This window comes from Mesorhizobium sp. M0208 (genome assembly GCF_040322015.1).
Lineage (GTDB): Bacteria > Pseudomonadota > Alphaproteobacteria > Rhizobiales > Rhizobiaceae > Mesorhizobium.
The window spans coordinates 201,872-227,389 of the sequence record NZ_JAMYSP010000006.1 but is presented as its reverse complement, the minus strand read 5'-3'; the positions used below and the strand labels follow the sequence as shown (position 1 = coordinate 227,389).

The following is a 25,518-nucleotide window of genomic DNA, read 5'->3' as shown; positions in this document are numbered from 1 at the left end:
GAAATCCCCATAACCATCGCCTGTGGCCCGCGGGTTCCTTCCTCGGGGACTTTCGTACGCCTGCCGGCGCCCGAAACTCTTCACGACAACGGACCGGCAGCTTCGAGCCCGCGGATATCGAAAGCGGACATTCACGTCGATGTGGGCATGATCATGATCTGACCCGGAACAGACTGGGAGCGAGGTGCCAAAAGCTTCAACGCCGAAGAGCGATGTAGGTCAAATCAGACGATCCTCATTATGACATCGATATTGCCCCGTGTCGCTTTGGAGTAGGGACAAATCTCGTGCGCTTCATCCACCAGAATTTGTACCACATCGCGCTCCAGACTCGGCACGGCAATATCCAGTTGGACGCTAAGAAAGTGGCCGTTTTCTCCGTAGTTCAGATTCACCTCGGCCTCGATGCTCATCCCTGCAGGCAGCGCGATTTTTCGTTCGTGGGCCGCAGATGCGATTGCGCTTGCGAAGCTGGCCGACCAGCCGGCCGCGAGCAACTGCTCCGGATTGGTGCCGATGCGCGCCGATCCAGGCGTCGATAGCCAGATGTCCAGAAGGCCGTCGGAACTGCGCGAGGCGCCATTTTCGCGGCTGCCCGTGGTTGCGGTCCTGGCCGTATAGACAACCCTTGCGATGTGGCTCATTGGCATTCTTTTGCTGGTAGCGGTAACCGCCGCTTGGGCGGTTGCCGCGAACTCCATCAGGCGTCGGCTTCGACAACTGCATCGGCAAAGGCCTGCGGCGCTTCCTGGGGCAGGTTGTGCCCGATGCCGCCGGTGACGACCCGATGCGCGTATCTGGCCGGGAACATCGTGGCGTACACGCTGGCGTCCGGATGCGGCGCGCCATTGGCGTCACCTTCGAGGGTGATCGTCGGCACGCCGATGACCGGTGCCTGCGCGAGTCGCTCCTCGAACGCGTCGTATTGCTGCTCGCCGTCGGCGAGTCCGAGCCGCCAGCGATAATTGTGGATCACAATGGCCACGTGATCGGGATTGTCGAAGGCTGCGGCGCTGCGCTCGAATGTGGCATCGTCGAAATTCCACTGCGGCGACGCGAGTTGCCAGATCAGCCTGGCGAAATCCCGTGTGTATTTCTCGTAGCCGGCGCGGCCGCGATCGGTGGCGAAGTAATATTGATACCACCATTGCAGCTCGGCCTTGGGTGGCAGCGGCAGCTTGCCGGCTTGCTGGTTGCCGATGAGGTAGCCGCTCACCGAGACCATCGCCTTGCAGCGTTCAGGCCATAGTGCAGCAATGATGTTCGCGGTGCGGGCGCCCCAGTCGCAGCCGCCAATCGTCGCCTTTTCGATGGCCAGTGCGTCCATCAGGGCGACAATGTCCGCGGCAATCGCAGACTGCTGACCGTTGCGCATCGTCTCGTTCGACAGGAAGCGCGTAGTGCCGTAGCCGCGCAGGTAGGGCACAATCACGCGGTACCCCTTTGCGGCAAGCAGGGGAGCGACATCGGCATAGGTGTGGATGTCATACGGCCAGCCATGTAGCAGGATGACGGGCGGGCCGTCGGTCGGTCCAAGTTCCGCATAGCCGACCCTCAGCACGCCGGCCTCGATCCGCTTCAAGGGCCCAAAGGACGCCGCAGGCTCGCCAGTCGTCTGTTGCGCTTGTGCCGGGCCGATCAGGCCGAACTGAGTGGCGGCGACAGCCATCGCGGCGGCGCCAAAGAACCGACGGCGATCTTGGTCGATCTCATCCGGAATATTGAGCGAATGCATTTGGGAACCTCTATCCTTGCGCGGGCGATCAGCCGAACGTGAATGCAAAGACCTCCACGCCTGAGTCGAGAAACTCGATCTCGAACTGCCGATCGATGATGGGTTTCGATTGTCGGATCAGTTGGTACAGGCGCTGCTCTGTCACTGCGCCTTCGCCCTTTTCATTGACGTCGATGCCGTGAGCCGTGCCTGGCGGCTGTCCGTCGATCAGCACGCGAAATCTCACAGACGTTCCCGGCGCTGCCGGACCCATGACCAGATGAAGGTCGCGCGCGTGAAAACGGTACGCGATGCGGCCATCGGACTTGTTCAGTACGGCGGTTTCTTTCCTTACCGTCCAACTGCCAGACAGCCCCCACTCATTCAGGCGTAGTCGCGCCGGCACGTCGTAGATGTGCGGCGCGTCCAAGACCGCTTCATCGGCGGAGGCAAAATTCTGGGTGCGTTCGTAGCCGAGATAATTTTCCAGAGACTTGAGGGTCTCCCAATCGGCCGCGGCTTCGATGCCGCGGGCATCCACCGACACAGGCTCACGGTCGAATCCGCCGGCGCCAGCCTCAGTCAGCAATTCCTGGATGACCATTTCCGACTGTTGGTATGAGCCCTCGCCAAAGTGGTGATACCGGACGCGTCCTCGCGAATCGACGAAATAGAGTGCCGGCCAGTACTGGTTGCTGAAAGCCCGCCATATGAGATGGTCATTGTCGACGGCGATCGGGTAATCGATCCCCAGGTCTTTCACCGCCCGGTGCACGTTGTTCAGGTCTTTTTCGAACGCGAACTCCGGCGCGTGGATTCCGATCACCACCAAACCATGCTTCCGGTATTTCTCGTCCCAGGTCTGAACGTAGGGAAGCGTGCGCAGCCAGTTGATGCAGGTGTAGGTCCAGAAATCGATGAGGACGACCTTGCCATGCAAAGCCGACGGCGTCAGCGGCGGCGAATTTATCCACTCGTTCGCCACGCCAAGCGAAGCAAGCTCGGATTGACCCTCAAACTGGAGGGAGAAAAGTCCGTGAAGAAACGGAACCCTCATCGGTGCGGAGGCTATCGGCTGAGCCACATTCGTGTCTCCCAGAAAACTGGCAATCGGAGCTCCGATTGCCAGTGCGAGCGCCACGGCGACGAGCAGCTTGGTTGCTTTCATCGACGACGCCTTTTCAGTTTCGATCGATATCGCCGCGCAGACGATTCGGCGGCGCGCTGCGCGCTGAATCCTTCAAAGCGGAAGCTCTTTGCCGGCCTGCTCAGCCACCATGTATTCCGCGTACCAGTCCGGCCAGTTCTCATCGCGCTGGCCGCCGTTGCGCTTCTCGTGCTCGCCGTGGGCCTCCGACGCGCGTCGCAGCGCGGCAGCAAGATCCGCTCCGGAAGCGTAGGTCGTGACATTGGAGTCGATCCGGCCGGGAAAGCGGGTGGTGATTTCCTGCAGCAGCCATTCGTTGCCGTCCGGGTCCTTGAACGTCGCGAACGAGGAGTAGCTGCGCCGCTCGGGATCGCGCCCCTTGACCGCCGGCCTGCCGGGACCTGTGCGGTGAAACGCCTCGCTGACCTCGGCGCCGTGGCCAATGAGCTCGACGCGCGCCGCCTCGATGTCCGACACGACAAGATAAAGTCCGCTTGCCGAGCCGGGCGCCGCCGTCGTGATCCCCGTGCCGAAGTGGATCGAGGCAGGCGAGCCCGGAGGTGTGAACTGCACACCCCGGAACGTATCGCCGACGACGAAATCGCCGTCGAGCCGCCAGCCCAGGCCGCTATAAAAGCTCTTGGCGCGATCGACGTCCGAGACGGGGATGACCACGACCTCGAGCTTCATGTCGAGCGCCTGCTTTTTGAGGGTCCCGGTCGCAGTTTCGCGCTTTTCGTCATGGGGCGTTTTCATGGTTTGAGACATTTGTCGTTCCTTTCGAGTGAGGTGGTTGTTTGGTTTGCCGCAGCGGCCTGAACGCGGCGCGCAACTCGGCAGAAAAGAGCTCCGGCTGCTCCCACGCGGCGAAGTGGCCGCCTTTGTCGACCTCATGGAAGTAGATCAGGTTGGGGTAGGCGCGCCGGGCCCAGGTCTCGGGGGCCCGATAGCCTTCGCCCGGAAAGACCGTGATGGCCACCGGCAGCGAGACTTCGCTGGTCTTTTCAGCGCCGGCAAAAACGGGACTGCGCCCGCCGCCGTACTCCCAGTAAATTCGCCCGGACGAGGTGGCGGTGTTCGTCAGCCAGTACAGCGTGATATCGTCCAGCACTTCGTCAGGCGACTTTTCAGGGTCGCTTTTGTCGTAGGTCCAGCCCGAAAAGCCCGGATGTCCGAGCATCCAAGCGGCGAGCCCTGCGGGGGAGTCATTGATGGCGTAACCGATCGTCTGGGGCCGGGTGCCCATCATCGTGGCGTAGGATCTGTTCCCCATCTTGGCGGCCATGCTGAGCGCATCGAACGCCGCGCGCTCCTTGTCCGTGAGCCCCGACGGCGCCGGTCCGCCGGCGGCGAGCACCGCGGCAATCTCTGGCGGTACGACAGCCGGCAGGTTGACATGAATGCCGAGCAGGCCTGCCGGGGCCAGACGTCCCATTGCATTCGAAACGGGAGAGCCCCAGTCGCCGCCCTGGGCGACGTAATCTGTGTAGCCAAGGCGCTTCATCAGCTCTGCCCAGGCTCGTGCAATGCGGTCTGTACCCCAGCCAGTATCTGTGGGTTTGCCGGAGAAGCCGAAACCCGGCAACGACGGCAGTACGAGGTCGAACGCGTCTTCCGGGCTACCGCCATGCGCCGTGGGATCGGTGAGCGGGCCGACGGTCTTGAGCAGTTCGAGCACCGAGCCGGGCCAGCCATGCGTCATGATCAGCGGCAGGGCATTGGGATGTTTCGAGCGAACGTGAATGAAGTGGATTTCCACGCCGTCGATCGTGGTCATGAACTGGGGCAGGGAATTCAGCTTCGCTTCCGCTGTCCGCCAGTCGTAGGCCGTGCCCCAATACTCGACGAGCGGCCTGATCTTCGCGAGCTGTATGCCCTGCGACTGGTCATCGACCGTCTCCCGGTCGGGCCACCGTGTCTGCGCAATGCGACTGCGAAGATCATCGAGCGGCGCTTGCGGCACATAGACTTTGAAGGGCCGGATCGAGCGATCCTCAACCGGGTTGGCGGAGGCGGGCGCGGAAAGGATGCAAAGCCCGAATGCCAGCACGGCCGCCAGTTGGTCGAGCCTCATGGCTGCACCGTCTTGTCCGGAGTGTGGAACGTCACCGTTTGTTTGGTGAAGACTTTGCCTTCTGGATCCACCACCTCGATCAGCACCATGTGCTGGCCGCTTGGCATGCCCACCAAGATGATGGTGTTGCTCTGACCGTAGTCCGCCCACGCCCAAGGCAGGTCGTCGACAGTGACGTGCAGATGCCCGACCCGCGGAGACACGTTGCGCGCGGCCGCCCCGCCCACAGGCAGGATGCGCAAGTTCTCCACCCGGTACGGGATGAACACGACGCCGCCGACCAGCGGACCCGGAAGCGGCGGCTCCACGATCAGCTTGGGTGCGGGCTCGTTGTCGATGGGAACGACCGTGCTCTGGGCAAACGCGCCCGTGGCGAGCACGGTGCAAGCCGCGAGTGCGGCGAGCGTCTTGATGAGGGGGTTCATTGCAGTCGCTCCCTTCGGAGGTTCGCTACGCAGCTATCGCTGGGCGGAAGATGACGCGCGTCCGGCGCGCCATCCCCCGCCAACACGTCATGTCTGCAACGTCTTGAATGTTGCGCGCACCTCATCGGTGAAACTCTTCGGCTGCTCCCAGGCGGCGAAATGGCAGCCCTTGTCCGTGCGGCCATAGTGCAGAAGCTTCGGGAACGCGCGTTCGGTCCAACTCTTCGGTGCGGTGTAGATTTCGCTGGGGTTCGCAGTCGCACCGACGGGAATTGTGATGCCCTTGGCGTCGAAGAAGCCGGCCTTCGCCGTTTGCGTATGTTCCCAATAGAGACGCGCCGACGAGATCGCCGTGTTCGTCAGCCAGTAGAACGTGATGTTGTCGAGGATGTCGTCGCGGGTAAGGCCCTCCGGCTCTCCATCGAAGGAACGGGCGATCAGCGCATAACTATCCGCATCGTGATCGAGGATCCACGCCGCCAGGCCGGCCGGTGAATCGACGATCCCGTAGAGAGTTTGCGGACGAAGAGCCATCTCGTTGGCGTAGCCCAGGCCGTTTTTGTAGAAGAACGCTACCTGCTCGTAGGCACGCTTCTCGTCGGGGCCAAGATCAGCGGGGGGCGGACCGCCGGAGGCTAGCGCCTTCACGATCTCCGGCGGAATGGTCCCCGGCATATTCGTGTGGATGGCGACCAGCTCGGGAGGTGCGATCAGGGCCATCTGTTCCGTGATGAGTGCTCCCCAATCGCCGCCCTGCGCGACGTAGCGGTCGTAGCCGAGGCGTCTCATCAGCACGATCCACGCCCGCGCGATGCGCCCCGGATCCCAACCGGTTTCGGTGGGCTTGCCGGAAAAGCCGTAGCCCGGCATCGACGGGATCACCACGTCGAACGCGTCGGCCGCGGTACCGCCGTGCGCAGTGGGATTGGTGAACGGATCGATGATCTTTAGGAGTTCGATGACCGAACCGGGCCAGCCATGCGTGATGATGACAGGCAGTGCGCCCCGATGTTTGGATTTCACGTGGATGAAGTGGATGTCCAGGCCGTCGATCTCGGTGACGAAATTCGGCAGCGCCTTCAACCGCGCCTCGCATTTGCTCCAATCATATTCCGTTCCCCAATACTGCATGAGCTTCTGCATCGTGGCGAGTTGCACGCCCTGCGTTGGCCCTACCGTCGCAGGGGTCGACCAGATCCGCCGGGAGGCCTCGTCGGAGACGAGCTCGCGCTCGGGCCAGCGCGTAGCGACGATGCGCCGGCGAAGCTCGGTGAGCTCCTCCTGCGGGAAGCTAACGGTGAAAGGGCGGATGCCATCGCTGGTTGATGCGGCGGCCTTTTGTGACGGGAGCAGGCTCGCGGCGCCTGCGGCGGCGATGCCGACCGCGGCAGTGCCCAAGAGTCGCCGGCGATCCTGGTCGATTGTTTCGGAGGTTCTGGTCGTGTCCATGGGACTCTCCTGGGGTTGATGGATCCGATCTGCACTGCTTGACGTACCCCCGGGAGATGGGATTAGCCCGTTATGCGTCGTGAGCTCTTGTTAGTCGCTGCCCGCCAGCCGCTTTTTTGAGCAGATAGGAGGGGCCAGACAGTGGAGACTCCCTATGGTGCGGGAGCGTTCCTTGACTTAAACTGAGGCGCTGGGTGCAGGCGGCTCCCAAAAGAAGAGACGCCATGACGATAACGGCAAGTCAGGCCAAAGACAGATTGTCGTTTGGCCCTTTCTGCTTGGCTGCGGGTGAAAGGCTCCTGACAAGAGAGGGCGCTCCCGTAGAGCTGGGCTCGCGCGCCCTTGAAATTCTCATCGTCCTGACTTCCGCGCCGAATGAAGTCGTCAGCAAGAAGGATCTGATGTCGCGGGTCTGGCCCGATGTGGTTGTCGAGGAAGGCAGCCTGCGGTTCCACATGACCGGGCTGCGCAAGGCGCTGGGCGATGGAAAGGATGGCGCGCGTTACATCGCGACGCTTCCGGGGCGCGGCTATTGCTTCGTTGCACCGGTCTCGCGATCAAGCACACACGACGAAGCCCCATTCATCGCCGCTGGGTTTCCGCATGCGAATCTTCCAAACCGCTTGAGCAGAATGGTCGGGCGGGATGAGGACGTTCTCAAGCTGTCGGCGCAGCTGAATGCTTCGCGGTTCGTCACCATCGTTGGCGCCGGCGGTGTCGGTAAAACCACCGTCGCGATCGCAGTCGGGCATCATCTGATCGACGCATTTTATGGGGCAGTTCTGTTCGTCGATCTGGGAATGATCGGTGATCCCGGTCTGGTGACGACAGCCGTCGCCTCGATGCTTGGGCTGTCCGTTCAAACAGAAGATGCCACGCCCAACCTAATCGCTTACTTGCGCAACAAGCGGATTCTCTTGATCCTCGATACCTGTGAGCATCTCTTGGATGCGGTGGCGCCTTTGGCAGCAAGCATCGTCGATGCGACGTCACAGGTCCACATTCTGGCAACGAGCCGCGAGGTGCTTCGGGTTGAGGGCGAGCATATCTATCGATTGGATGCGCTTGCCTATCCGCCCGACGAACCTGGACTAACGGCGGCCATTGTCCAGACCTTCCCGGCCACCCAACTGTTCGTCGAACGAGCGGTGGCAGGCGGCGCTCGTTTGGACGTCAGCGATGCGGAAGCCCTGCTCATCGCAAGCATCTGTCGAAAGCTCGACGGCGTGGCGCTCTCCATCGAACTGGCGGCCAGGCGCGTCGAATCCTATGGGCTGCAACAGACCGCCGCGCTTCTTGATCAACGCCTGACACTGCTGTGGCTCGGTTCGCGGACCGCGCCGCCGCGTCAGCAAACCCTGCAGGCGACACTAGACTGGAGCTTGGGGCTCCTGACCGACCTTGAGCGCGTGGTGCTTCGCAGGCTCGCTGTATTCGTCGGTCATTTCACGCTCGATGCTGCACTGGAGGTGGTGACGAGCGCGACCCTCGACCGATCGACCGTCCTTGGCGCCATGGACAGTCTTGTCGCCAAATCGATCGTGGCGACGCGTCCGGTCGGAGCAATGATGCGCTACAGGCTCCTCGATACGACGCGCGCCTACGTTCTCGACATCCCGATCGATGACGCCGAGGCTGCCGATCTGGCAGTGCGCCACGCCGCCTACTATCGGAGATGGCTGGAGCAGACCGGGATCGAGTGGCCAAGCCTGGCGACCGGTGAGGAGCGGGCGCCTCACTTCGCCGCCATCAACAATGTCCGGGCTGCCTTGGAATGGTGCTTCGGCGACAGCGGAAACGCCGACATCGGCCTCGGACTCGCCACCGCTGTCGCGCCGGTTTTCCTGGCAATGTCCTTGTTGCCGGAGTGTCATCGCTGGTCTGAAAGAGCAATATTCGCTTTCGACGATGCCGCCCGCGGCGGACTTGACGAGATGCATCTTCAGGCAGCCCTCGGCGTGTCCTTCATGTTCATGCGGGGAGGACGCGACAGGGCGCGCGTAGCTCTGGAGAGGAGCCTGGCGATCGCCGAGGAGCGCGGCGATCCGCTGGACCGGGTGCGTCTGTTGGGTCCGCTCAACATGTTCCATCTGCGGACGGGCAATTTCGCAACCGCCCTTGAGTTTGCAAGGCGTTGTTCAGCCACAGCCGCGACCTTGGACGACTCGGTCGCCAGCGCGCTGGCACACTCGATTCTGGGCATCTCGCTCCACCTGCGAGGCGACCTCGCGCAGGCCCGCGCAGAGCTGGAGGCGGCGCTCGACCGTGGGCCGCGCTCCCAGCGGACCACGACGATCTATCTGGGGTTCGAAGGCAAAATCCTGGCCAGGGCCATCCTGGCGAGGAACCTTTGGCTACAAGGCCATCCGGATCAAGCCATGGCACACGCCCGACAGGCCGTCGAAGAGGCTGCCGCCATGGATCATTCTCTAACGTTGGCGATCGCGTTGATCTGGGCGATATCGGTCTTCCTTTGGACCGGCGACCTGAAGAGCGCCGAGGCGTACATAGATATGCTCATCGCCCGCGCGGAATCCCATTCCATGACTCCTTACCTGCTGGTCGGTCGGGGCTTCAAAAGCGAAGTCGCGATCCGTCACGGCGATGCAAAAAGCGGCGTCGAGGGCCTGCAGACATCTCTTCAGAAGCTCCACGCGGCGCCTTATGAATTGCTCACGACGCCGCTCAATCTCTCGCTAGTTAGGGGACTGTCCGCGACCGGTCAGGTTGATGAAGCCATTGCGTTGATCGACGAGTCGCTTGGTCAAGTCGAACAGAACGGCGATCAATTGTACCTCCCGGAGTTGCTCCGGATGAAGGGAAGCCTCCTTCTCCAGTCGGAGCGCAACCGTGATGAAGCTGCCGCCTACCTCATGCAGGCACTGGAGTTGAGCCGAAGTCAGCGCGCACGGGCATGGGAGTTGCGAACCGCAACCGACATGGCGACGCTGATGGCCGGGCGAAGGGAGGCGGATAGCGCTCGCGAGCTCTTGCAACCAGTCGTGGAGCATTTCGTTGAGGGCCAGGACACTGCGGATGTTAAGGCTGCCGAGCACCTTCTGGCTACGCTGAGGTAGCAATCGTCAACGAAACTTCTTTCACTGATGATGACCTCTGCTTTGGGAGTAAAGTTGCTTGGCCTGTGAATTTCGTGATGGCCGCTTTTGGCGAAGGAACGGCGCTGTCGTAGTGACTGGAATGGGCGCAAAGCGGCCGGTCATGCCAGCCTGAACTGCACTGCAGGCACACGCGATTTCCGACGCCGAACCTCACATACCGAAGGGCTACCCCGCCTCCCTACGCCCCCAGCGTCGGCTCCGTATTCACCTCCAGCGCCTCTTCCGCCTCATCGTCCTCGCCGAGAACCTCACCTTCACCCCGGCGGCCGGCCCGATCCAGATCGGGTCGACCAGACGGTCGCGCTTGGGGTTGGTGGTGTTGAGGTGGATGAGAATGTCCGGCCCGCTGCTTGTTCAAGTCACTCACAGCTATTCACCGCCTTCAGCGCTTCGGCGCGGGACGGTTTATCCGCAATCCGTCGAACAGACGCGTAGAACCTTGGATAGTCGCCTGAACACAGGTCGAACAAGCGAAGGAATGCCGGAACCTGTTCGCCGTAGACGGAAGTCGCGGCGAGCTTGGCGTTGTTGATCGGCGTATCAAACCAGCGGTCGTATCCCCGGTATCCGGCCCAGCGCCGGTCGCGCATGTGCCGGTAGCGCAGCCGCAGGGTGTCGATCGCCGCTGCCTTGGCGGCCGCCATCTGCCGCGGGGTACGGGGGCTTCCATAGACCTGGGCCAGCTCGTCGCGCGTTTTCGCCACCAGTTTGAGAAAATCGGCGTTGCGCTTGCGAGCGACTTCGTAGCGGCGCAATCCGGCCCGATCGCCGGCGGCGCGGAGCCATTTCCTTGTGCCGGTGGTTTCGACGGCAACCGCGAAAGCCTCGTTGAATGCGGAATCGCCCTCCACATAGAGGCGCTGATGGGCCAGTTCATGAAAGACAAGGCTTGCGAGATAGGTGTCGTCCTGACGAAGCATGGTGCTGAGCAGCGGGTCGCTGGACCAGCCCAGCGTGGAATAGGCGGTGATGCCTGTGACGTAGACGTCCAGCCCCTGTCTCTGAAGCGCGACAGCGCTGTCCGTCGCGGATTTCCGGGAGAAGTAACCCCGGTACGGAACGCAGCCGAAAACCGGAAAGCACCATGTTTTCGGCGCGAGCGAGAATTGCGGCGCGGCAAAAACGGCCCAGGTCACAGCGTCCCGGTGGATGTCGACGTAGCTGCGGTAGCTGCTGTTGTCCGGCAGGGCCAGTTCATCTGTCGCGAATTGTCTTATGGCGCTCGCCGACGTCAGCTTGCTGCGCAATGCCGTGGGCGTCGAAGGATCACGGATCAGTCTTCCAATATTCTTGCGCGCCGCCATGATGCGTATATGACCCTCCAGCGACTGCGCGTAGTAGGAAATGCTTGTGCAGCCGGCCACCCCGAACGCCATGGTCAGCGCGGCCAGTATTCGAAGAACGCGCCTCACAGTTTGCCCACCGCTTGCTTGTCTGCCCATGCAGCTCCCGTTCTCAAACAGAGCACCGATCTTCGTCAAGCAGACACCGGCCCAAAGTTACCGCACTCTTCGCCCGCCCCGACAACCGCATATGAGATTCTTGCGAGGAGGACCCCACCCTAACCCTCCCCACAAGGGGGAGGGAACGCTGCCGCGCACCTTTACGTCCTCCTTGGCATTGAAAGGGCATGCAATTTGCCGAGGTCAGCGCCAACAGAAGTTTCCCTCCCCCTTGTGGGGAGGGGTTAGGGGTGGGGGTACTCGTAGAGCGAAGACCTTGGTTGCCCTACGCGATTGCCCTGCTACACCCCCAACGTCGGCTGCGTATTCACCTCCAGCGCCTCCTCCGCCTCATCCTCCTCGCCAAGCACCTCGCCCTTCACCCCCAACGGCCGCCCTATCCAGATCGGGTCGACCAGATGGTCGCGCTTGGGGTTGGTGGTGTTGGGGTGGATGAGGATGCTCAGGCCGCCATGGTTCAGCATCAGCCATGGGACCAGCGTAGCGAAAATCCCGGTGGCGAAGGAGACCTGGTACATGGCCTGCTGATGCGGGCCGACCGGCTCGTCGCGCCAATTGCCCAGGCGCACGCGGAAACGCTCGCCGATGCGCAGGCGCAGCCATTCGGCATGCTGCCGCTCGGCCTGCCCGTCATAGTAGATGTGCGCGTGATAGCTGACAATTTCCGAAAGCGGCCTTGGACTTTTGGTGTTTTCGTTCACCTTGATGCTCTCCTTCGATGATTACCGGCGAACCCGAAGCATGGAAGGCCGACCTTGTCGAGGCAGCGTTGATGCCGCGTCTTTAGGGGGGAAAACCGGGACAACCGTCTCACTACCATCGATGACCAAGACTTGGCCTGTCACGTGCGCTACCCCTCGCCCGACAGATCGCGCCGCGCCTTGTCGAGTTCTTCGGCATAGCGCCGCATCAGATGGCCTTCGGTCAGCAGCCCGACCACCTTGCGGTCGGTGAAATCCTCGACCACCGCCAATTCCTCGGCGCCGGCGCGCTGAAAAGTCTCGGCGGCCGATTGCACGTTCATGCTCGGCACCAGCACCGCGTCCTTGAACTTGACGAAGGACAGCACCGGCATCTCGTCATCCGACAAATGGCTGTGCAATTCGGCGACGATCAGCACGCCGACATAATGCAGGTCGGCGTCGACCGCGATGACGCGCTGCGAGGCACCGAGCGGCACCTGCTTGCGGAATTCCGCAAGCGTCGTCGAGGCGTCGATGGTGCGGACATCCTTTCGCATCATCGAGCCGACAGTCAGGCTGCGCATCCAGCCGACATCATGCGCGCTGCGGATGGTTTCGCCGCGCAGGTGAAAACGCCATGTCGAGAAGGAATAGCCGAAAGTTTCGCGCACCAGGATCGCCGCCATGAGCGAGGCGGCCAGCACCACGCCGGTCAGCGTCAGGTCACGGGTCGATTCCAGCGCCAGGAAGGTCATCGTCAACGGGCCGCCGACGACGCCTACGGCGAGCGAGGTCATGCCGACGACCGCGGCGACGGCCGGGTCGATGCCGGTCGCCGGCGAGACGAATGCCATAGCGCCGGCAAACATCTTGCCGAGCAGCGCGCCGAGGAACAGCGAGGCAAAGAACAAGCCGCCACGGAAGCCGGAGCCGAGCGAGATCGCCGACGCCGCCAGCTTCAGCACGAAGACGCTGGCCACCACGGCCAGCCCGTAATTCATTGCGAATTCGCGGTGCAGCGCGCCATGGCCGCTGGACAGGACCTGCGGCGTGACCAGCCCCATCAGCCCGACCATCACGCCGCCGATGGCTGGGCGCAGCGAGGCGTCGATCGACAGCCGCGCAAAGACGCGCTCGATCATGCTCACCAGATGCATGATGGCGATGGAAGCGCCGCCGCCCAGAAGCCCGAGCAGCATGAACGGCAGATACTGGCTGACGGTGAGCTGCGGCAAACCGGCGAGTTCCAGCGGAAACGGCACGCCGCCGAACACCTCGGCGGTAAGCGAGGCTGAGATCGCGGCGGCCATCACCGGCGCGACATTGGCGACCGAGTAGATGCCGATGACCAGCTCGAACCCGTAGAAGGCGCCGGTCAGCGGCGCGTCGAAAGCGGCGGCGATCGCGCCGGCGGCACCGCAGCCGACCAGGATGCGGACATCGTTGCGGCGCAGCCTGAATAGGCGCGCCAGCCGCGACGCCAGGCCCGAACCCACCTGCGTATAGCCGGCCTCGAGCCCGACCGAAGCGCCGAAGCCGCTCGAGATCATCGTCTGCCCGGCGATGATGAAGGTGTCGGTCAGCGACATGCGGCCGCCGTAAAGTGCATTGGCTTCGATCGGATCGACCGGCGTGCGGAATTTTCGCTTTCTCAGCCAGATCACCGTCAGCCCGAGCAGGATGCCGCCGATCGCCGGTATCAGCGCCTGCTCCGGCCTTTGCAGCGAAAACATCGCCGAAAGCCGACCGCCGGGCTGAACGCCGAACATGAGCCCATGCAGGACCTGCACCAGTCCGCTCATGCCGGTGACCAGCGCACCCGCCATCATCCCGACCAGGGCCGCCAGAATGACCACGGCAATGCCGCGTGCCTCGAGCAGCGGGATAGATCTGATCAGCACCGCGCGCAACCGGCGGGCATAGACTTGCGGTTCGTTTCTGGGCGGTTCTTTTCTGGAAAGCACCGGGCGGCTCGCCGATATCCAAGGGGGGAGTGGTGCCTGATACCCTCGGCAACATCGCATGGCAACATGCCGGCCGCCAAGGTGTCATGCCCGCGTGATGCTGCGGCGATAAACCCCATCTTCATCTCGGGGAGCCGCGTTGACGTAAACGTCAACCCGAAGCTATATGCGCCGGCGACCGTGATCGCGAAATGCGCAAGACGGCGACTTCGGCCAGATCGAAGTGTCGCGGATCGAAGTGCCAATGTGCGACAAACGCAACGAGACGAGGAGAACCGCCATGGGCGTTCAGGAGATTGCCGACAAGATCAAGTCGCGCGTGGCGAGCGCCGGGTTCGATCGCTCCGTGAAATTCGACACCGGCAGCGACGGCGTCATCGTCATCGACGGCGCCGATGTCTCGACCACCGATGCGCCGGCCGATTGCACGATAAAGCTGTCGCTCGACGATTTGGACTCGCTGATCTCAGGCGATCTCAACCCGACCATGGCTTTCATGTCCGGCAAGATAAAGGTCGAAGGCGACATGAGCGTCGCCATGGCGCTCAGCCAGCTGATCGGCTGATCCACTCCGGTCCGGGATGAAAACGAGCCGCCGTGCAATGGGCGGCTTGTTTCTGATCCGTCACGCAGCGAGCGGCAGCCGCTGTGCCTTCAGCTTGCGCCCGGCCGCCTTCAGCGTGCCTTGCGCGCCGTCGAGCGCGCCTTCCACCAGTTCCAGCGCCAGCAAGCGGTGCCGTTCGTAAGGTCCCGGCATGGCCAGAGGGCCGGTCTTCGCGGCCGAGAACCCGAAGCGCTTGTAGTAGGGCGCGTCGCCGACCAACAGGATCGCCGCATGGCCAAGGCGCGCGGCCTCAGCGATCGCGTGGTGCATCAGCGCCGAGCCAATGCCGGCATTCTTGAGCGCCGGGTCGACCGCAAGCGGGCCGAGCAGCAACGCTGTCTTGCCGCCTTCGCCCAGTACCACGTCCCACAGCCGTACCGTGCCGGCAACAGTGCCCGACGCGTCGCGCGCGACAAAGGCCAGGCCCTCCGAAGGCCGGCGGCCGCGCCGCAGCTTTTCCGACGACTTTTTCCGGCGCTTCGGCCCCATGGCGCGATCGAGCAAAGCCTCGCGCGATGCAATATCTGCCGCAGTTTCGGCGACGATCGCAAAAGCGCCGGTTATCTCCCCCCTTGAGGGGGAGATGTCGCCGCAGGCGACAGAGGGGGTTGCCGCGCGTGAAGCGCTGGCCCCGCACAGTCCAAGAGAGGTCGACGCAGCCGAACCGACCCCCTCTGGCCGCTTCGCGGCCATCTCCCCCTCAAGGGGGGAGACCAGCCAGGCGCCTTCAACAATGAAATCTACAATGTCCATTTCCGCGATCCTTCACGAGCGGAGATCTGTTCCACAGGCGAACCCGGGCAGGCGAAAGGCGCCCACCTCGGGGTGATCTGAGGGCCGAAGCCTTCAGATCACGTAGGATCGGAGAGGCTCGAAGCCGTTGAAGGCGACCGAGGCGTAGGTCGTCGTGTAGGCGCCGGTGCCCTCGATCAGCACCTCGTCGCCGATGGTCAGTGACAAGGGCAGCGGATACGGCGTCTTTTCATACATCACGTCGGCCGAATCGCAGGTCGGGCCGGCGAGCACGCAAGGCGCGGTCTCGCTGCCGTCATGCGCGGTGACGATCGGATAGCGGATCGCCTCGTCCATCGTCTCGGCGAGACCGCCGAACTTGCCGATGTCGAGGAACACCCAGCGCACATTGTCGTTGTCGGCCTTCTTCGAGATCAGCACGACCTCCGATTTGATCACTCCGGCATTGCCGACCATGCCGCGGCCCGGCTCGATGATCGTCTCGGGGATGGCGTTGCCGAAATGCTTCCTGAGCGCCGAGAAGATCGCCTGGCCATAGGCCTGCGCCACCGGCACATCCCTGAGATAGCGGGTCGGGAAGCCGCCGCCCATATTGACCATCTTCAGCACGATGCCTTCGTCGGCCAGCGTCGCGAACACCTTCTTGGCATCGGCCAGCGCGCGATCCCAGGCAGTCAGGTCGGTCTGCTGCGAGCCGACATGGAACGACACGCCATGGGCGTCGAGGCCGAGCGCCTTGGCATGGCGCAGCACATCGACCGCCATCGCCGGCACACAGCCGAACTTGCGCGACAGCGGCCATTCGGCGCCCTCGCCGTCGGTCAGGACGCGGCAGAACACACGGGCGCCGGGAGCAGCGCGTGCGATCTTCTCGACTTCCTCGACGCAGTCCACCGCAAACAGCCGGATGCCGAGCTGGTAGGCGCGCTGGATGTCGCGCTCCTTCTTGATGGTGTTGCCGAAGGAGATGCGGTCCGCCGGCGCACCGGCGTCCATCGCCATCTCGACTTCGGCAACGGAAGCGGTGTCGAAGGACGAGCCCATCGCAGCAAGCAGGCGCAGGATTTCCGGCGCCGGATTTGCTTTCACCGCATAGTAGATCTTGGAATCGGGAAGCGCCTTCTCGAAGGCGCGGAAATTGTCGCGCACGACATCGAGATCGACGACGAGGCACGGGCCGTTTGGACGTCGGGTGGCGAGAAAGTCAAGGATGCGCTGGGTAGCCATCGGGTCTCTCCATCAGCGCCTTTCGGCGCGCACAAAGGCTTGCGGACGCGGGCTCTCGGCCTCGCGAACACGCGGTGGACAAAGGCGGGACGTCAAATCCATGGAACCAGCCGGTGGAGACCCCGGAACCATGAAGCGCCGTCTCGCGGCGGTGAACCTTGGCCTTGCCCGGCCTCGGTTCGCTTTGTCTGCCTTGGCTTGGATGGGAGACCCGTCCGCACTGCCGGCAATGAAGGTGTGCCTCTTCAGTAACCCCGGTCTTTGGACGACCGGCAGAACACCAGAAAGGCCCGCACCGTCGTTGCTTCAAGGTGTCCTCGGTTGGCGGTTGGCCGCTAAACCGACTGGAGGGGTTGGCTCCAGTTACCTTACCGATTGCCCTCACCATTCGAGGATCGGCGGACACCCACAGGCACGTGCGACTTTGGGCAAGCGCGATATAAGATCGAAAGATTTCACAATCAATAAAAATCGTATGGCAGGTTGTAAAAATTGTGGCATCGAACAATGCTGCGGCAACCAGAAGAAAAATGCTGCGGCAAGCACATCCGGATATCGAACGCATGACAGGCACTCGCGGCCCGCTGAACGCTTTTCTCGACCTTGATCCAATCCCTGTAGCCAATGCGCAATCCGGCCCGCTTGCCGGCTTGCGGCTGGCCGTCAAGGACATCTTCGACGTCGCCGGCTACCGCACCGGCTGCGGCAACCCGCAGAAGTACCGGGACGCTTCACCGGCCATGGCGACCGCGCCGGCCGTCCAGGCGCTGCTTGATTCGGGCGCGCGCTTCGTCGGCAAGACGCAGACCGACGAACTCGCATTTTCCCTGCTGGGGCTGAACGCGCATTTCCCGTCACCGGTCAATCCGGCGGCACCCGATCGCGTCACCGGCGGCTCGTCCTCCGGTTCTGCCGCGGCAGTTGCCGGCGGGCTGGCCGACATTGCAACCGGATCGGACACCGGCGGCTCGATCCGAGCGCCGGCAAGCTTCTGCGGCCTGATCGGCCTCAGGACGACGCATGGCCGCATCTCGCTCGACGGCGCCATGCCGCTGGCGCCTTCGCTGGACACGTTCGGCTGGTTCGCAAGCGACATCATCATCTACGAAAAGGTCGGCACGCTGCTGCTCGGCGACGATCCGCATCGCCACGAACTGAGGCGCCCCATCGCTCTCGATGCACTGGACGGCCTCGTGCTCGGCCCGCTGGAGGCCGCGGAATATCGCGCCATGGTCCGCAGTGTCGCGTCCGTGCTGGGTGCGCCGCGCACCGTCGGCCCGCTGTCGCATTCCGCCGACGATCTCTATTGGTGCTTCCGCAAGCTGCAAGGCTATGAAGCCTGGCAAAGTCACGGCGCCTGGATCGCCGGCGGCGGCCGCATGCTCGGACCCGGGGTCAAGGAGCGTTTCGAGCACGGCGCGACCATCGACGCGGCAACCGCACAACGTGAAACGGAACGTCGCGTTTCGTTTCGCCTCGAGCTTGCCGGCCTGCTTGGCGAGGACGGCGTTCTTGTGCTGCCGACCGTTCCGGGTGCCGCGCCGCTCAAGGCCGCGTCATTCGACGATTTGCAGGCCTATCGCGAGCGCGCGCTGAGATTGCTGTGTCTTTCCGGCCTCTCCGGCTTTCCGCAGATCACGCTGCCGCTCGGCAAGGTCGACGGGGCGCCGTTCGGGCTTTCGCTGCTCGGTCCGAAGAACAGCGACCGGCAGTTGATTGCGCTGGCCGCCCGCATCCTTTCAGCCCACCAAGGAGGCGCATGACATGGATACGCTGACCCGCATGCGCGCCTTCATCGACGTCGTCGAGGCCGAAGGCTTTTCGGCGGCGGCGCGCAAGATCGGCCGCTCGAAGGCGCTGCTGTCAAAATATGTGCGCGAACTGGAGGACGAACTCGGCGCGCTGCTGCTCAACCGGACCACCAGGCAGTTCTCCCTGACCGAGGCGGGCCACACCTATTACCGGCGCGCCTCGGAGATCGTGCGCGAGGTCGACAGCCTTGCCGATGCGGTGCGCGAATCCTCCGGCGACGTGCGCGGCAGGATCAAGCTATCGGCGCCGCGCACTTTCGCCGACGCGCCGATCGGCCAGTCGCTGATCGACTTCGCCAAGCAGCATCCCGATATCGTACTCGACGTTCAACTCGACGACCGTTTCGTCGATCTGGTCGAGGAGGGCTTCGATCTGGCGGTGCGCATTTCGCGGCTGGAAAATTCCTCGTTGATCGCCAGGCGCCTGGCGCCGTTTTCGGTGCGGCTTTGCGCGTCTCCCGAGCTGATCGCCAAGCACGGCATGCCGGTCAGGCCGCAGGATCTGGCCCGTGTGCCCTGCATTATCGACACCAATGGCCGCTGGCTGACCAACTGGCCTTTCAAGGGCGACAGTGGCGATACGGTTAGCGTTTCGGTCTCCGGCCCGATGGAGGTCAACAGCCCGATGACGGCAAGGGCGGCGGCCGTGGCGGGCTTGGGGTTTTCCATCCTGCCGGATTTCATCGCCGCGCCCGACATCGAAAGCGGCAAGCTGGTGACTGCGCTGGATGACCGCATACTGCCTGGTGGCGGAATCTTCGCCGTCTATCCGCACCGGCGCTATCTGCCTGCGAAAGTGCGCGTTTTCGTCGACTTCCTGGTGCAGTGGTTCAAGGCGCTGGACAACGCATGAGCTTTCAGCCGCCTTGCGGTCCCATTTTCGCCCCCTTTCTGGTAACTGTCGGCAATTCACCGAAGCCGATTGAATCGCGACCGAGAATGCACCTGAAACAGCACGCCATCATGCTGGCTTCGGCCTTGACCGCGACGTTTGCCGCCGTCGGACCGGCTGAGGTGCATCCCCACGTCTTCGCCGAAGCCCGCCTCGAAGTGGTCCTGGGCCCGGATCACCAAACTGTGAAGGCATTGCGCCATGTCTGGCGGTTCGACGATTTGTTTTCGAGCACGGTGATGATGGAGTTCGACAAGAATTCCGACCTGAAGCTCGACGACAAGGAGCTGAAGGATGTTGCCGACACCGTCCATGCCTCGCTTGCCGAATTCAACTACTTCCAGCTCGTCACCGTCGACGGCAAGGACGTGGCAATGACCCCGCCGCCGCATCTGATGGCCAATTTCGATAATGACCAGCTGATCATCCTGTTTGAATCCGAACCGAAGGTGCCGATCAAACTTAGCGGCAAGATAGATATCGGCGTCTACGATCCGACCTTCTACACCGCGATCGATTTCACCGAGGATGCCAATCTGCAGGTTGATGGCTTGCCACCGGCCTGCACCAGCAAGGTTGTCCGCCCCAACCCGGACGAGGCGATCGCCGAAAACCAGAAGACCCTGACCGAGGCCTTCTTCAACGATCCGACAGGCACCGACATGAGCAAGATCTTTGCCACCAAGCTTGAACTGACCTGTCAGCCGGAAGGATAGATCCAGTGGCGAAACCGTCCCTGCGTTTGGCATTCGGTGTTCTGGCCGCCGCCTTTGTGATGACGCACTTTCTCGGCTCCGCCCACGCCCAGAGTTCGCTGGGCATCGGCACCAATGACGGCATGGCTCCAACCGCCACCGGCCCGTTCGCCCACATCCTGATGTGGATCAATCTGCGCCAGCAGGAATTCTATCATGCGCTTGCCGGCGCGATGAAGGCGATGCGCCAGGATGGCAGCAAGCTGTGGCTGCTCATCGGCCTGTCCTTTGCCTATGGCATTTTCCACGCCGCCGGCCCCGGTCACGGCAAGGCGGTGATCTCGTCCTACATGGTGGCCAATGAGGTGGCGCTCAAGCGCGGCATCATGCTGTCCTTCGTCTCGGCCCTGCTGCAGGCGCTGACCGCGATCGTGGTGATGCTGGTGGCCTATTTCGTGCTGCGCGGCACCGCTGTCTCGATGACCGACGCCGCATGGTTCCTTGAAATCATGAGCTATGTCTTCGTCACCCTGTTCGGCGCCTGGCTGCTTTGGCGCAAGGCCGGCCCGGCCATCCTTCGCCTGTTCGGCGCAAGCCCCGGCTACAGCCTCTCGGCTGCCCATGCCGGCCATTCACATGCCGGCCACTCACATTCCGCGCATGCCCATGCGGCACATTCCCACGCGCTTCATGCGCATGACCATCATGACCACGGCGCACACGACCACGCCCATGCTGCGCACGATCACCACAGCCATGCGGCTGGCGAGGTCTGTGAGACCTGCGGACACTCGCATGCGCCCGACCCGGCGCTGCTTTCGGGCGATCGCTTCGATTGGCGCACGGCCTGGTCGGCTGTCGCTGCCGTAGGTATCCGCCCCTGCTCCGGCGCGCTGATCGTGCTGAGCTTCGCCTTGCTGAACGGGCTATGGTTCGGCGGCATCCTGTCGGTGCTGGCCATGGCCCTCGGCACCGCAATCACTGTCTCGGCCCTGGCGACGCTTGCGGTGACCGCGAAGAACTGGGCGGTGTATTTCGCCGGCGACGGCCGCATGGGCAACCGCATCCATTCCTTCGTCGAGATCGGCGGCGCCGCCTTCGTCTTCCTGTTCGGCCTGCTGCTGCTCTCGGCCAGCCTGACCGGCGCCTGACCTCGTTGCGTCCGATCGGGGCGCTTTAATTAGGGATATTGCCGCCCAACTCGTCCTCGATATGGACGCGTATGATCTCGTCGAAGCTCGTCTCGGCGGCAAAGCCAAGGTCCCTCGAGCGCCGCGCCTCGAAGCGTGTCGGCCAGCCCTTGACGATCGCCCAGATCGTCTCGTCGGGTTCCTCGCGGATCAGTTTCACCGCCTTGGCGCCGGCGACACGCTCCAGCGCTTCGATCTGCTCGCCGACGCTGACGGCGACGCCCGGCATCGTCAGGTTGCGGCGCGGTCCGACGGCGGCACCGTCGATCTGAGCCGCATGGATCAGGAAATTCACCGCCGAACGCGGGCTGGCTTGTGTGTGGACGACGGAGCGCGGCACCGGCAGGATCGCTTCATGGCCGCTCAGCGGCTCGCGGATGATGCCGGAGAAGAACCCCGAGGCCGCCTTGTTCGGCTTTCCCGGCCTGACGCAGATGGTCGGCAGCCTGATGCCGATGCCGTCGAAGAAACCGCGCCGCGTATAGTCGGCAAGCAGCGCCTCGCCGATCAGCTTCTGCGTGCCATAGGAGGTCAGCGGCGTCGGGTGGAACTCGTCCGGAATGACGTCGGGAAACGGTGCGCCGAACACGGCGATCGACGAGGTAAAGACGACGCGCGGCGCAAATCCCGCCAGCCTTATGGCATCGAACAGCGCCCTTGTACCGTCGAGATTGACGCGGTAGCCGAGATCGAAATTGGCCTCCGCTTCGCCCGACACCACGCCGGCGAGATGAAAGATCACGTCGGGGCGCAGCGCGACCAGATTTGTGGTCGCTTCCGGTGCGGCAAGGTCGCCGGTGTGGAGGGTAATGCCGACACCTTCGAGCACCGGCGCTTGCGGCGGCACGATATCGTGAAGATCGAGCGCGGCGATCTTGCGGCCGCCGAGCGTCCCGTCCTTGGCCAACCTGGCGATGAGTTTGCGGCCGACCATGCCTGCCGCGCCGGTAATCAGAATGCGCATGTCACTTTTCCTTTTTGTGCTGGCTGCGGCTACGCAGCCAGAACACGACGAAGATTGCCACCATGAAGATCGCCGCGACGACGCCGGCAAGAACCGTCGAGATATTGCCGACCGCCAGCATCACTGTTGGAAGATAATAGGCTGCGATGCCGAACAGCAGCAAAACCCAGGCGGCGCCGATCGCCGCATTGCGGGTGTCGCGGTCCATCACGCGGCCCCAGGGCGGCGAGAGTTCATGTCGATCGTTGCCAATGCCCAGAACTCCCAAAGTCAGTGATAATGGCCGCGGTGCGGTGCCGTGTCATGCGCATGCTCGTGCTCGTCATCATGCTCATGTCTGTCTGCACATTGACCGAATTCCGGTTCGACCGTGGCATGGGCTATGCCATGTTCCGCCGCAAGCCGCTTCTTGATCGCGCTTACCGCCATATGCGCGTCGACGCCGTCGTTGAGGCAGGCATGCAACGTCGCCATGTTGCTGGAGCCGTCGAGCGACCAGACATGCATGTGATGCACCTCGCGCACGCCCTTGATCGAGCCTTCGATGTCCCTCGCGATCAGGTCGCGGTCGAGGCTTGCAGGCACGCCTTCGAGCAGGACGTGGGCAGCCTCGCGCATCAGCGACCAGGCCGTGGACAGGATCAGCAGCGAGACCAGGATCGACAGGATCGGATCGATAGGTGTCCAGCCCGTCGCCAGGATCACCAGCGCCGCGACGATCGCCGCCGCCGAGCCAAGCAGATCACCGAGCACGTGCAGGATGGCGCCGCGCATATTCAGGCTGCCGCGGTCGCCGCCGTGCAGCACGTAGAACGAGCCGAGATTGACCAGCAGGCCGGCGATCGCGACGACCAGCATCGGCCCGCCGAGCACCGGAGCCGGCGCTTGCAAGCGGCCCCAAGCCTCGTAGACGATCCACAGCGCAATGGCGAAGATGGCGATGCCGTTGGTGTAGGCGACCAGCGTCTTGACCCGGCCGAAGCCGTAGGTGAGGCGCACGGTCGCCGGCCGGCTCGCGAGATGAAAGGCATACCAGGCAAGGCCGAGCGCGACACAATCGGCAAGCATATGGCCGGCATCCGCCAGCAGCGCCAATGAGCCGGTGAAGATGGCGCCCAGCGTCTCCGCAACCATGAAGCCGGCGGTCAAGCAAGCAGCGATCAGCACGCGCCTCTTGTCGGTCGAGCCGTGCACATGACCTGCGCCATGGCTGTGGTCGTGGCCCTGCGGAGCATGGTCGTGGGTATGCGCCATCTATGAGCTCCTGCTAGAGCCTGATCCATCCCGGCAGACTCGGGACGGAGGCTCTGTCTTCTTGTTTGACCATGATCTTATCCGAAAACCGGCGTCCACTTTTCGGGATCATGGTCAGGCGCCGAACTCAGCGCGAAAATCCTCGAGCCGCCTCTTCTGCTGGCCATCGCTGTCGAAATTAGCCGGATCGAGCCACGCCTCGTAGGCTCTGCGCAGATCAGGCCATTCCTTGTCGATGATCGAATACCACGCGGTATCGCGGTTTTCGCCCTTGACCACAAGATGCTGGCGGAAAATGCCCTCGAACTTGAAGCCGAAACGTTCCGCCGCGCGCTTCGACGGCTCGTTGCGGTTGTTGCATTTCCATTCGTAGCGGCGATAGCCAAGCTCATCGAAGATATATTTCATGAATAGGAACTGCGCTTCCGTCGCCGCCGGCTTACGCGAGATCAGCGGACCCCAATAGATGTTGCCGATCTCGATCACGCCGTAGGCGGCGTCGATGCGCATCAGCGTCTGGCGTCCGGCAATTTTTCCGCTGGCCTTGTCGATGACGGTGAAGAACAGCGGGTCCTCGCTGGCTTCGGCCTTGTCCAGCCAGGGCTGGAAGGCGGCACGGGTCTGCGGCGGGTAGTCGGGCAGCCAGGCGAAGCGGCCATCTATGTCGGGCACCGAAGATGCTTCAAACAAGCCGTCGCCGTGCTTTTCAGCGTTAAGCGGCTCAAGCCTGACAGTTCGTCCCTCCAGCACCTTGCGTTCCGGCCGCGGGCGCGGTTGCCAATTCTTGAGATTTTCCGACACGCGAAGCTCCGATCCGTTGACTTTTTCGGGCGGACGCTCACAAAAACGCACGCTCGCTGAAAGATCCACACGGACGGGAAAAATGCTCCACACGATTTCGGCCTTCGACCGCCTCGGCGAGGAAAATGCGTTCGCGGTGCTGGCGCGCGCCACGGCACTTGCCCATCAAGGCCGCGACATCGTCAATCTCGGCATCGGCCAGCCCGACTTCAAGACGCCGCAGCATATCGTCGAGGCGGCGATCAAGGCGCTGCGCGACGGCCATCACGGCTATACGCCGGCCAACGGCCTGCTGGCGACGCGCGAAGCGGTGGTCCGCCGCACGCTGGCCACCACCGGCGTCGAAGTCTCGCCGGAAGCGGTGATGATCCTGCCCGGCGGCAAGCCGACAATGTTCGCGGCGATCCTGATGTTCGGCGAGCCGGGCGCCGAAATTCTCCATCCCGATCCCGGCTTTCCGATCTACCGCTCGATGATCGAGTTCACTGGCGCTGCCCCCATCCCGGTGCCGATGCGCGAGGAGAACGGCTTTGCCTTTTCGGCTGCGGAGACACTGGCGCTGATCACCCCGAAGACCAGGCTGCTGATCCTCAACTCGCCCGCCAACCCGACCGGCGGCGTCACCCCCCGAGCCGAGATCGAGAGGCTGGTCAGGGGCCTGGAAGCACACCCGGACGTCGCCATCCTCTCCGACGAGATCTACGACGCGATGAGCTATGACGGCGAGACGCACTGTTCGCTGCTCACCTTCCCCGAAATCCGTAATCGGCTGATCGTCCTCAACGGCTGGTCGAAGACCTGGGCGATGACCGGCTGGCGCATGGGCTGGTCGATCTGGCCGAACGGCGACAAGGGCGCGCATCTCTATGACAAGGTGCGCAAGCTGGCGGTCAATTGCTGGTCCTGCGTCAACGCGCCGAGCCAGTATGCCGGCATAGCCGCCATTGACGGCCCGCAGGACGACGTCGACAAGATGATGCGCGCCTTCGACCGCCGCAGGAACGTCGTGGTTGAGGGGTTGAATGCCTTGCCGGGCGTTTCATGCATCACGCCGAAAGGCGCCTTCTATGCCTTCCCCAATGTTTCCAAGACCGGCTGGAAGGCCAAGAAGCTCGCCTCGGCGCTGCTTGAGGATGCCGGCGTGGCGCTGATCGGCGGCCCCGACTTCGGCATTCTCGGCGAAGGCTATGTCAGGCTGTCCTACGCGAATTCCGAAGAGAACATCCTGCGCGCGCTGGAGCGGATCGAGGCGTTCCTGGCGAAGTGAGGACGACGAAAGGAGACGCCAG

General features: G+C 63.2%; 23 protein-coding genes. 7 read left to right on the top strand and 16 right to left on the bottom strand.

Features of this window, described 5'->3' with window-relative positions; translation table 11 throughout:
• Positions 1-224: 224 nt before the first annotated feature.
• The 7 genes from NKJ17_RS09480 to NKJ17_RS09450 form a co-directional block, all read right to left on the bottom strand.
• A complete protein-coding gene (locus tag NKJ17_RS09480; RefSeq protein WP_112563035.1) occupies positions 225-644 on the bottom strand; it encodes an Ohr family peroxiredoxin in 420 nt (139 codons plus the stop codon).
• 56 nt (positions 645-700) lie between these two features.
• Positions 701-1,720: an alpha/beta fold hydrolase gene (locus tag NKJ17_RS09475; RefSeq protein WP_352647727.1), complete on the bottom strand. Its 1,020-nt coding sequence runs from the start codon at positions 1,718-1,720 to the stop codon at positions 701-703.
• A 43-nt stretch (positions 1,721-1,763) separates the two neighbouring features.
• Positions 1,764-2,882: a redoxin family protein gene (locus tag NKJ17_RS09470; RefSeq protein ID WP_352688088.1), complete on the bottom strand. Its 1,119-nt coding sequence runs from the start codon at positions 2,880-2,882 to the stop codon at positions 1,764-1,766.
• Between the two features lie 72 nt (positions 2,883-2,954).
• Positions 2,955-3,551, bottom strand: coding sequence for a VOC family protein (locus NKJ17_RS09465; RefSeq protein ID WP_352478279.1), 597 nt, complete (start codon positions 3,549-3,551; stop codon positions 2,955-2,957).
• A gap of 49 nt (positions 3,552-3,600) precedes the next feature.
• On the bottom strand, positions 3,601-4,935 hold the full coding sequence (locus NKJ17_RS09460) for an epoxide hydrolase family protein (protein WP_352506305.1): 1,335 nt from the start codon (positions 4,933-4,935) through the stop codon (positions 3,601-3,603).
• On the bottom strand, positions 4,932-5,360 hold the full coding sequence (locus NKJ17_RS09455; RefSeq protein WP_352506306.1) for a DUF6130 family protein: 429 nt from the start codon (positions 5,358-5,360) through the stop codon (positions 4,932-4,934). Before NKJ17_RS09455 ends, NKJ17_RS09460 begins: the two co-directional genes overlap by 4 nt.
• 87 nt (positions 5,361-5,447) lie before the next feature.
• Positions 5,448-6,809: an epoxide hydrolase family protein gene (locus NKJ17_RS09450; protein ID WP_352506307.1), complete on the bottom strand. Its 1,362-nt coding sequence runs from the start codon at positions 6,807-6,809 to the stop codon at positions 5,448-5,450.
• A gap of 224 nt (positions 6,810-7,033) precedes the next feature.
• Here NKJ17_RS09450 and NKJ17_RS09445 point away from each other — a divergent pair, with 224 nt between their 5' ends.
• A complete protein-coding gene (locus tag NKJ17_RS09445) occupies positions 7,034-9,886 on the top strand; it encodes an ATP-binding protein (RefSeq protein ID WP_352506308.1) in 2,853 nt (950 codons plus the stop codon).
• Positions 9,887-10,287: 401 nt separating this feature from the next.
• Here NKJ17_RS09445 and NKJ17_RS09440 read toward each other — a convergent pair whose 3' ends face one another.
• The 3 genes from NKJ17_RS09440 to NKJ17_RS09430 all read right to left on the bottom strand — a co-directional run bounded on the left by NKJ17_RS09440 (position 10,288) and on the right by NKJ17_RS09430 (position 13,984).
• Positions 10,288-11,304 carry an aminopeptidase gene (locus tag NKJ17_RS09440; protein WP_352688096.1) on the bottom strand — a complete coding sequence of 339 codons (1,017 nt, stop codon included), beginning with the start codon at positions 11,302-11,304 and terminating at the stop codon, positions 10,288-10,290.
• A 368-nt stretch (positions 11,305-11,672) separates the two neighbouring features.
• A complete protein-coding gene (locus tag NKJ17_RS09435; RefSeq protein WP_352688085.1) occupies positions 11,673-12,092 on the bottom strand; it encodes a DOPA 4,5-dioxygenase family protein in 420 nt (139 codons plus the stop codon).
• 149 nt (positions 12,093-12,241) lie between these two features.
• Entirely contained in the window at positions 12,242-13,984 is a 1,743-nt protein-coding gene (locus NKJ17_RS09430; RefSeq protein ID WP_502906535.1) for a chloride channel protein, read from the bottom strand.
• A 334-nt stretch (positions 13,985-14,318) separates the two neighbouring features.
• Between NKJ17_RS09430 and NKJ17_RS09425 the strand changes: the two genes are divergently transcribed.
• Positions 14,319-14,603, top strand: a complete 285-nt coding sequence (locus NKJ17_RS09425) for an SCP2 sterol-binding domain-containing protein (protein WP_352688081.1) — start codon at positions 14,319-14,321, stop codon at positions 14,601-14,603.
• Positions 14,604-14,663: 60 nt separating this feature from the next.
• On the opposite strand, the gene NKJ17_RS09420 is transcribed toward NKJ17_RS09425, so the two are convergent.
• Together NKJ17_RS09420 and odc2 are read right to left on the bottom strand one after the other, a co-directional pair.
• Positions 14,664-15,227 (bottom strand): GNAT family N-acetyltransferase, encoded by a 564-nt coding sequence (locus NKJ17_RS09420; protein ID WP_352688095.1) that lies wholly within the window; start codon positions 15,225-15,227, stop codon positions 14,664-14,666.
• Between the two features lie 261 nt (positions 15,228-15,488).
• Positions 15,489-16,622 (bottom strand): ornithine/lysine decarboxylase, encoded by a 1,134-nt coding sequence (gene odc2 / locus NKJ17_RS09415; RefSeq protein WP_352506312.1) that lies wholly within the window; start codon positions 16,620-16,622, stop codon positions 15,489-15,491.
• A gap of 563 nt (positions 16,623-17,185) precedes the next feature.
• On the opposite strand from odc2, the gene NKJ17_RS09410 reads away from it, so the two are divergent.
• The 4 genes from NKJ17_RS09410 to NKJ17_RS09395 all read left to right on the top strand — a co-directional run bounded on the left by NKJ17_RS09410 (position 17,186) and on the right by NKJ17_RS09395 (position 21,171).
• Entirely contained in the window at positions 17,186-18,385 is a 1,200-nt protein-coding gene (locus NKJ17_RS09410; protein ID WP_352688079.1) for an amidase, read from the top strand.
• Between the two features lies 1 nt (position 18,386).
• The gene (locus tag NKJ17_RS09405; protein ID WP_352688077.1) at positions 18,387-19,286 is read left to right on the top strand and encodes a LysR family transcriptional regulator; all 900 of its coding nucleotides are present in this window, start codon (positions 18,387-18,389) and stop codon (positions 19,284-19,286) included.
• A gap of 86 nt (positions 19,287-19,372) precedes the next feature.
• A complete protein-coding gene (locus NKJ17_RS09400; RefSeq protein WP_352688075.1) occupies positions 19,373-20,041 on the top strand; it encodes a DUF1007 family protein in 669 nt (222 codons plus the stop codon).
• Positions 20,038-21,171 (top strand): nickel/cobalt transporter, encoded by a 1,134-nt coding sequence (locus NKJ17_RS09395; RefSeq protein ID WP_352688093.1) that lies wholly within the window; start codon positions 20,038-20,040, stop codon positions 21,169-21,171. Before NKJ17_RS09400 ends, NKJ17_RS09395 begins: the two co-directional genes overlap by 4 nt.
• A gap of 25 nt (positions 21,172-21,196) precedes the next feature.
• On the opposite strand, the gene denD is transcribed toward NKJ17_RS09395, so the two are convergent.
• From denD to NKJ17_RS09375, 4 genes are all read right to left on the bottom strand, one after another.
• The gene (gene denD, locus NKJ17_RS09390; protein ID WP_352688073.1) at positions 21,197-22,174 is read right to left on the bottom strand and encodes a D-erythronate dehydrogenase; all 978 of its coding nucleotides are present in this window, start codon (positions 22,172-22,174) and stop codon (positions 21,197-21,199) included.
• 1 nt (position 22,175) lies between these two features.
• Positions 22,176-22,382, bottom strand: coding sequence for a hypothetical protein (locus NKJ17_RS09385; protein ID WP_352688071.1), 207 nt, complete (start codon positions 22,380-22,382; stop codon positions 22,176-22,178).
• Positions 22,383-22,444: 62 nt separating this feature from the next.
• Positions 22,445-23,428, bottom strand: a complete 984-nt coding sequence (locus NKJ17_RS09380) for a cation diffusion facilitator family transporter (RefSeq protein ID WP_352688069.1) — start codon at positions 23,426-23,428, stop codon at positions 22,445-22,447.
• Between the two features lie 114 nt (positions 23,429-23,542).
• Positions 23,543-24,229 carry a GNAT family N-acetyltransferase gene (locus NKJ17_RS09375; protein WP_352688067.1) on the bottom strand — a complete coding sequence of 229 codons (687 nt, stop codon included), beginning with the start codon at positions 24,227-24,229 and terminating at the stop codon, positions 23,543-23,545.
• Positions 24,230-24,311: 82 nt separating this feature from the next.
• On the opposite strand from NKJ17_RS09375, the gene NKJ17_RS09370 reads away from it, so the two are divergent.
• Complete coding sequence (locus NKJ17_RS09370; protein WP_352688065.1) at positions 24,312-25,496, top strand: pyridoxal phosphate-dependent aminotransferase; 1,185 nt, start codon at positions 24,312-24,314, stop codon at positions 25,494-25,496.
• The last annotated feature ends 22 nt before the right edge of the window (positions 25,497-25,518 follow it).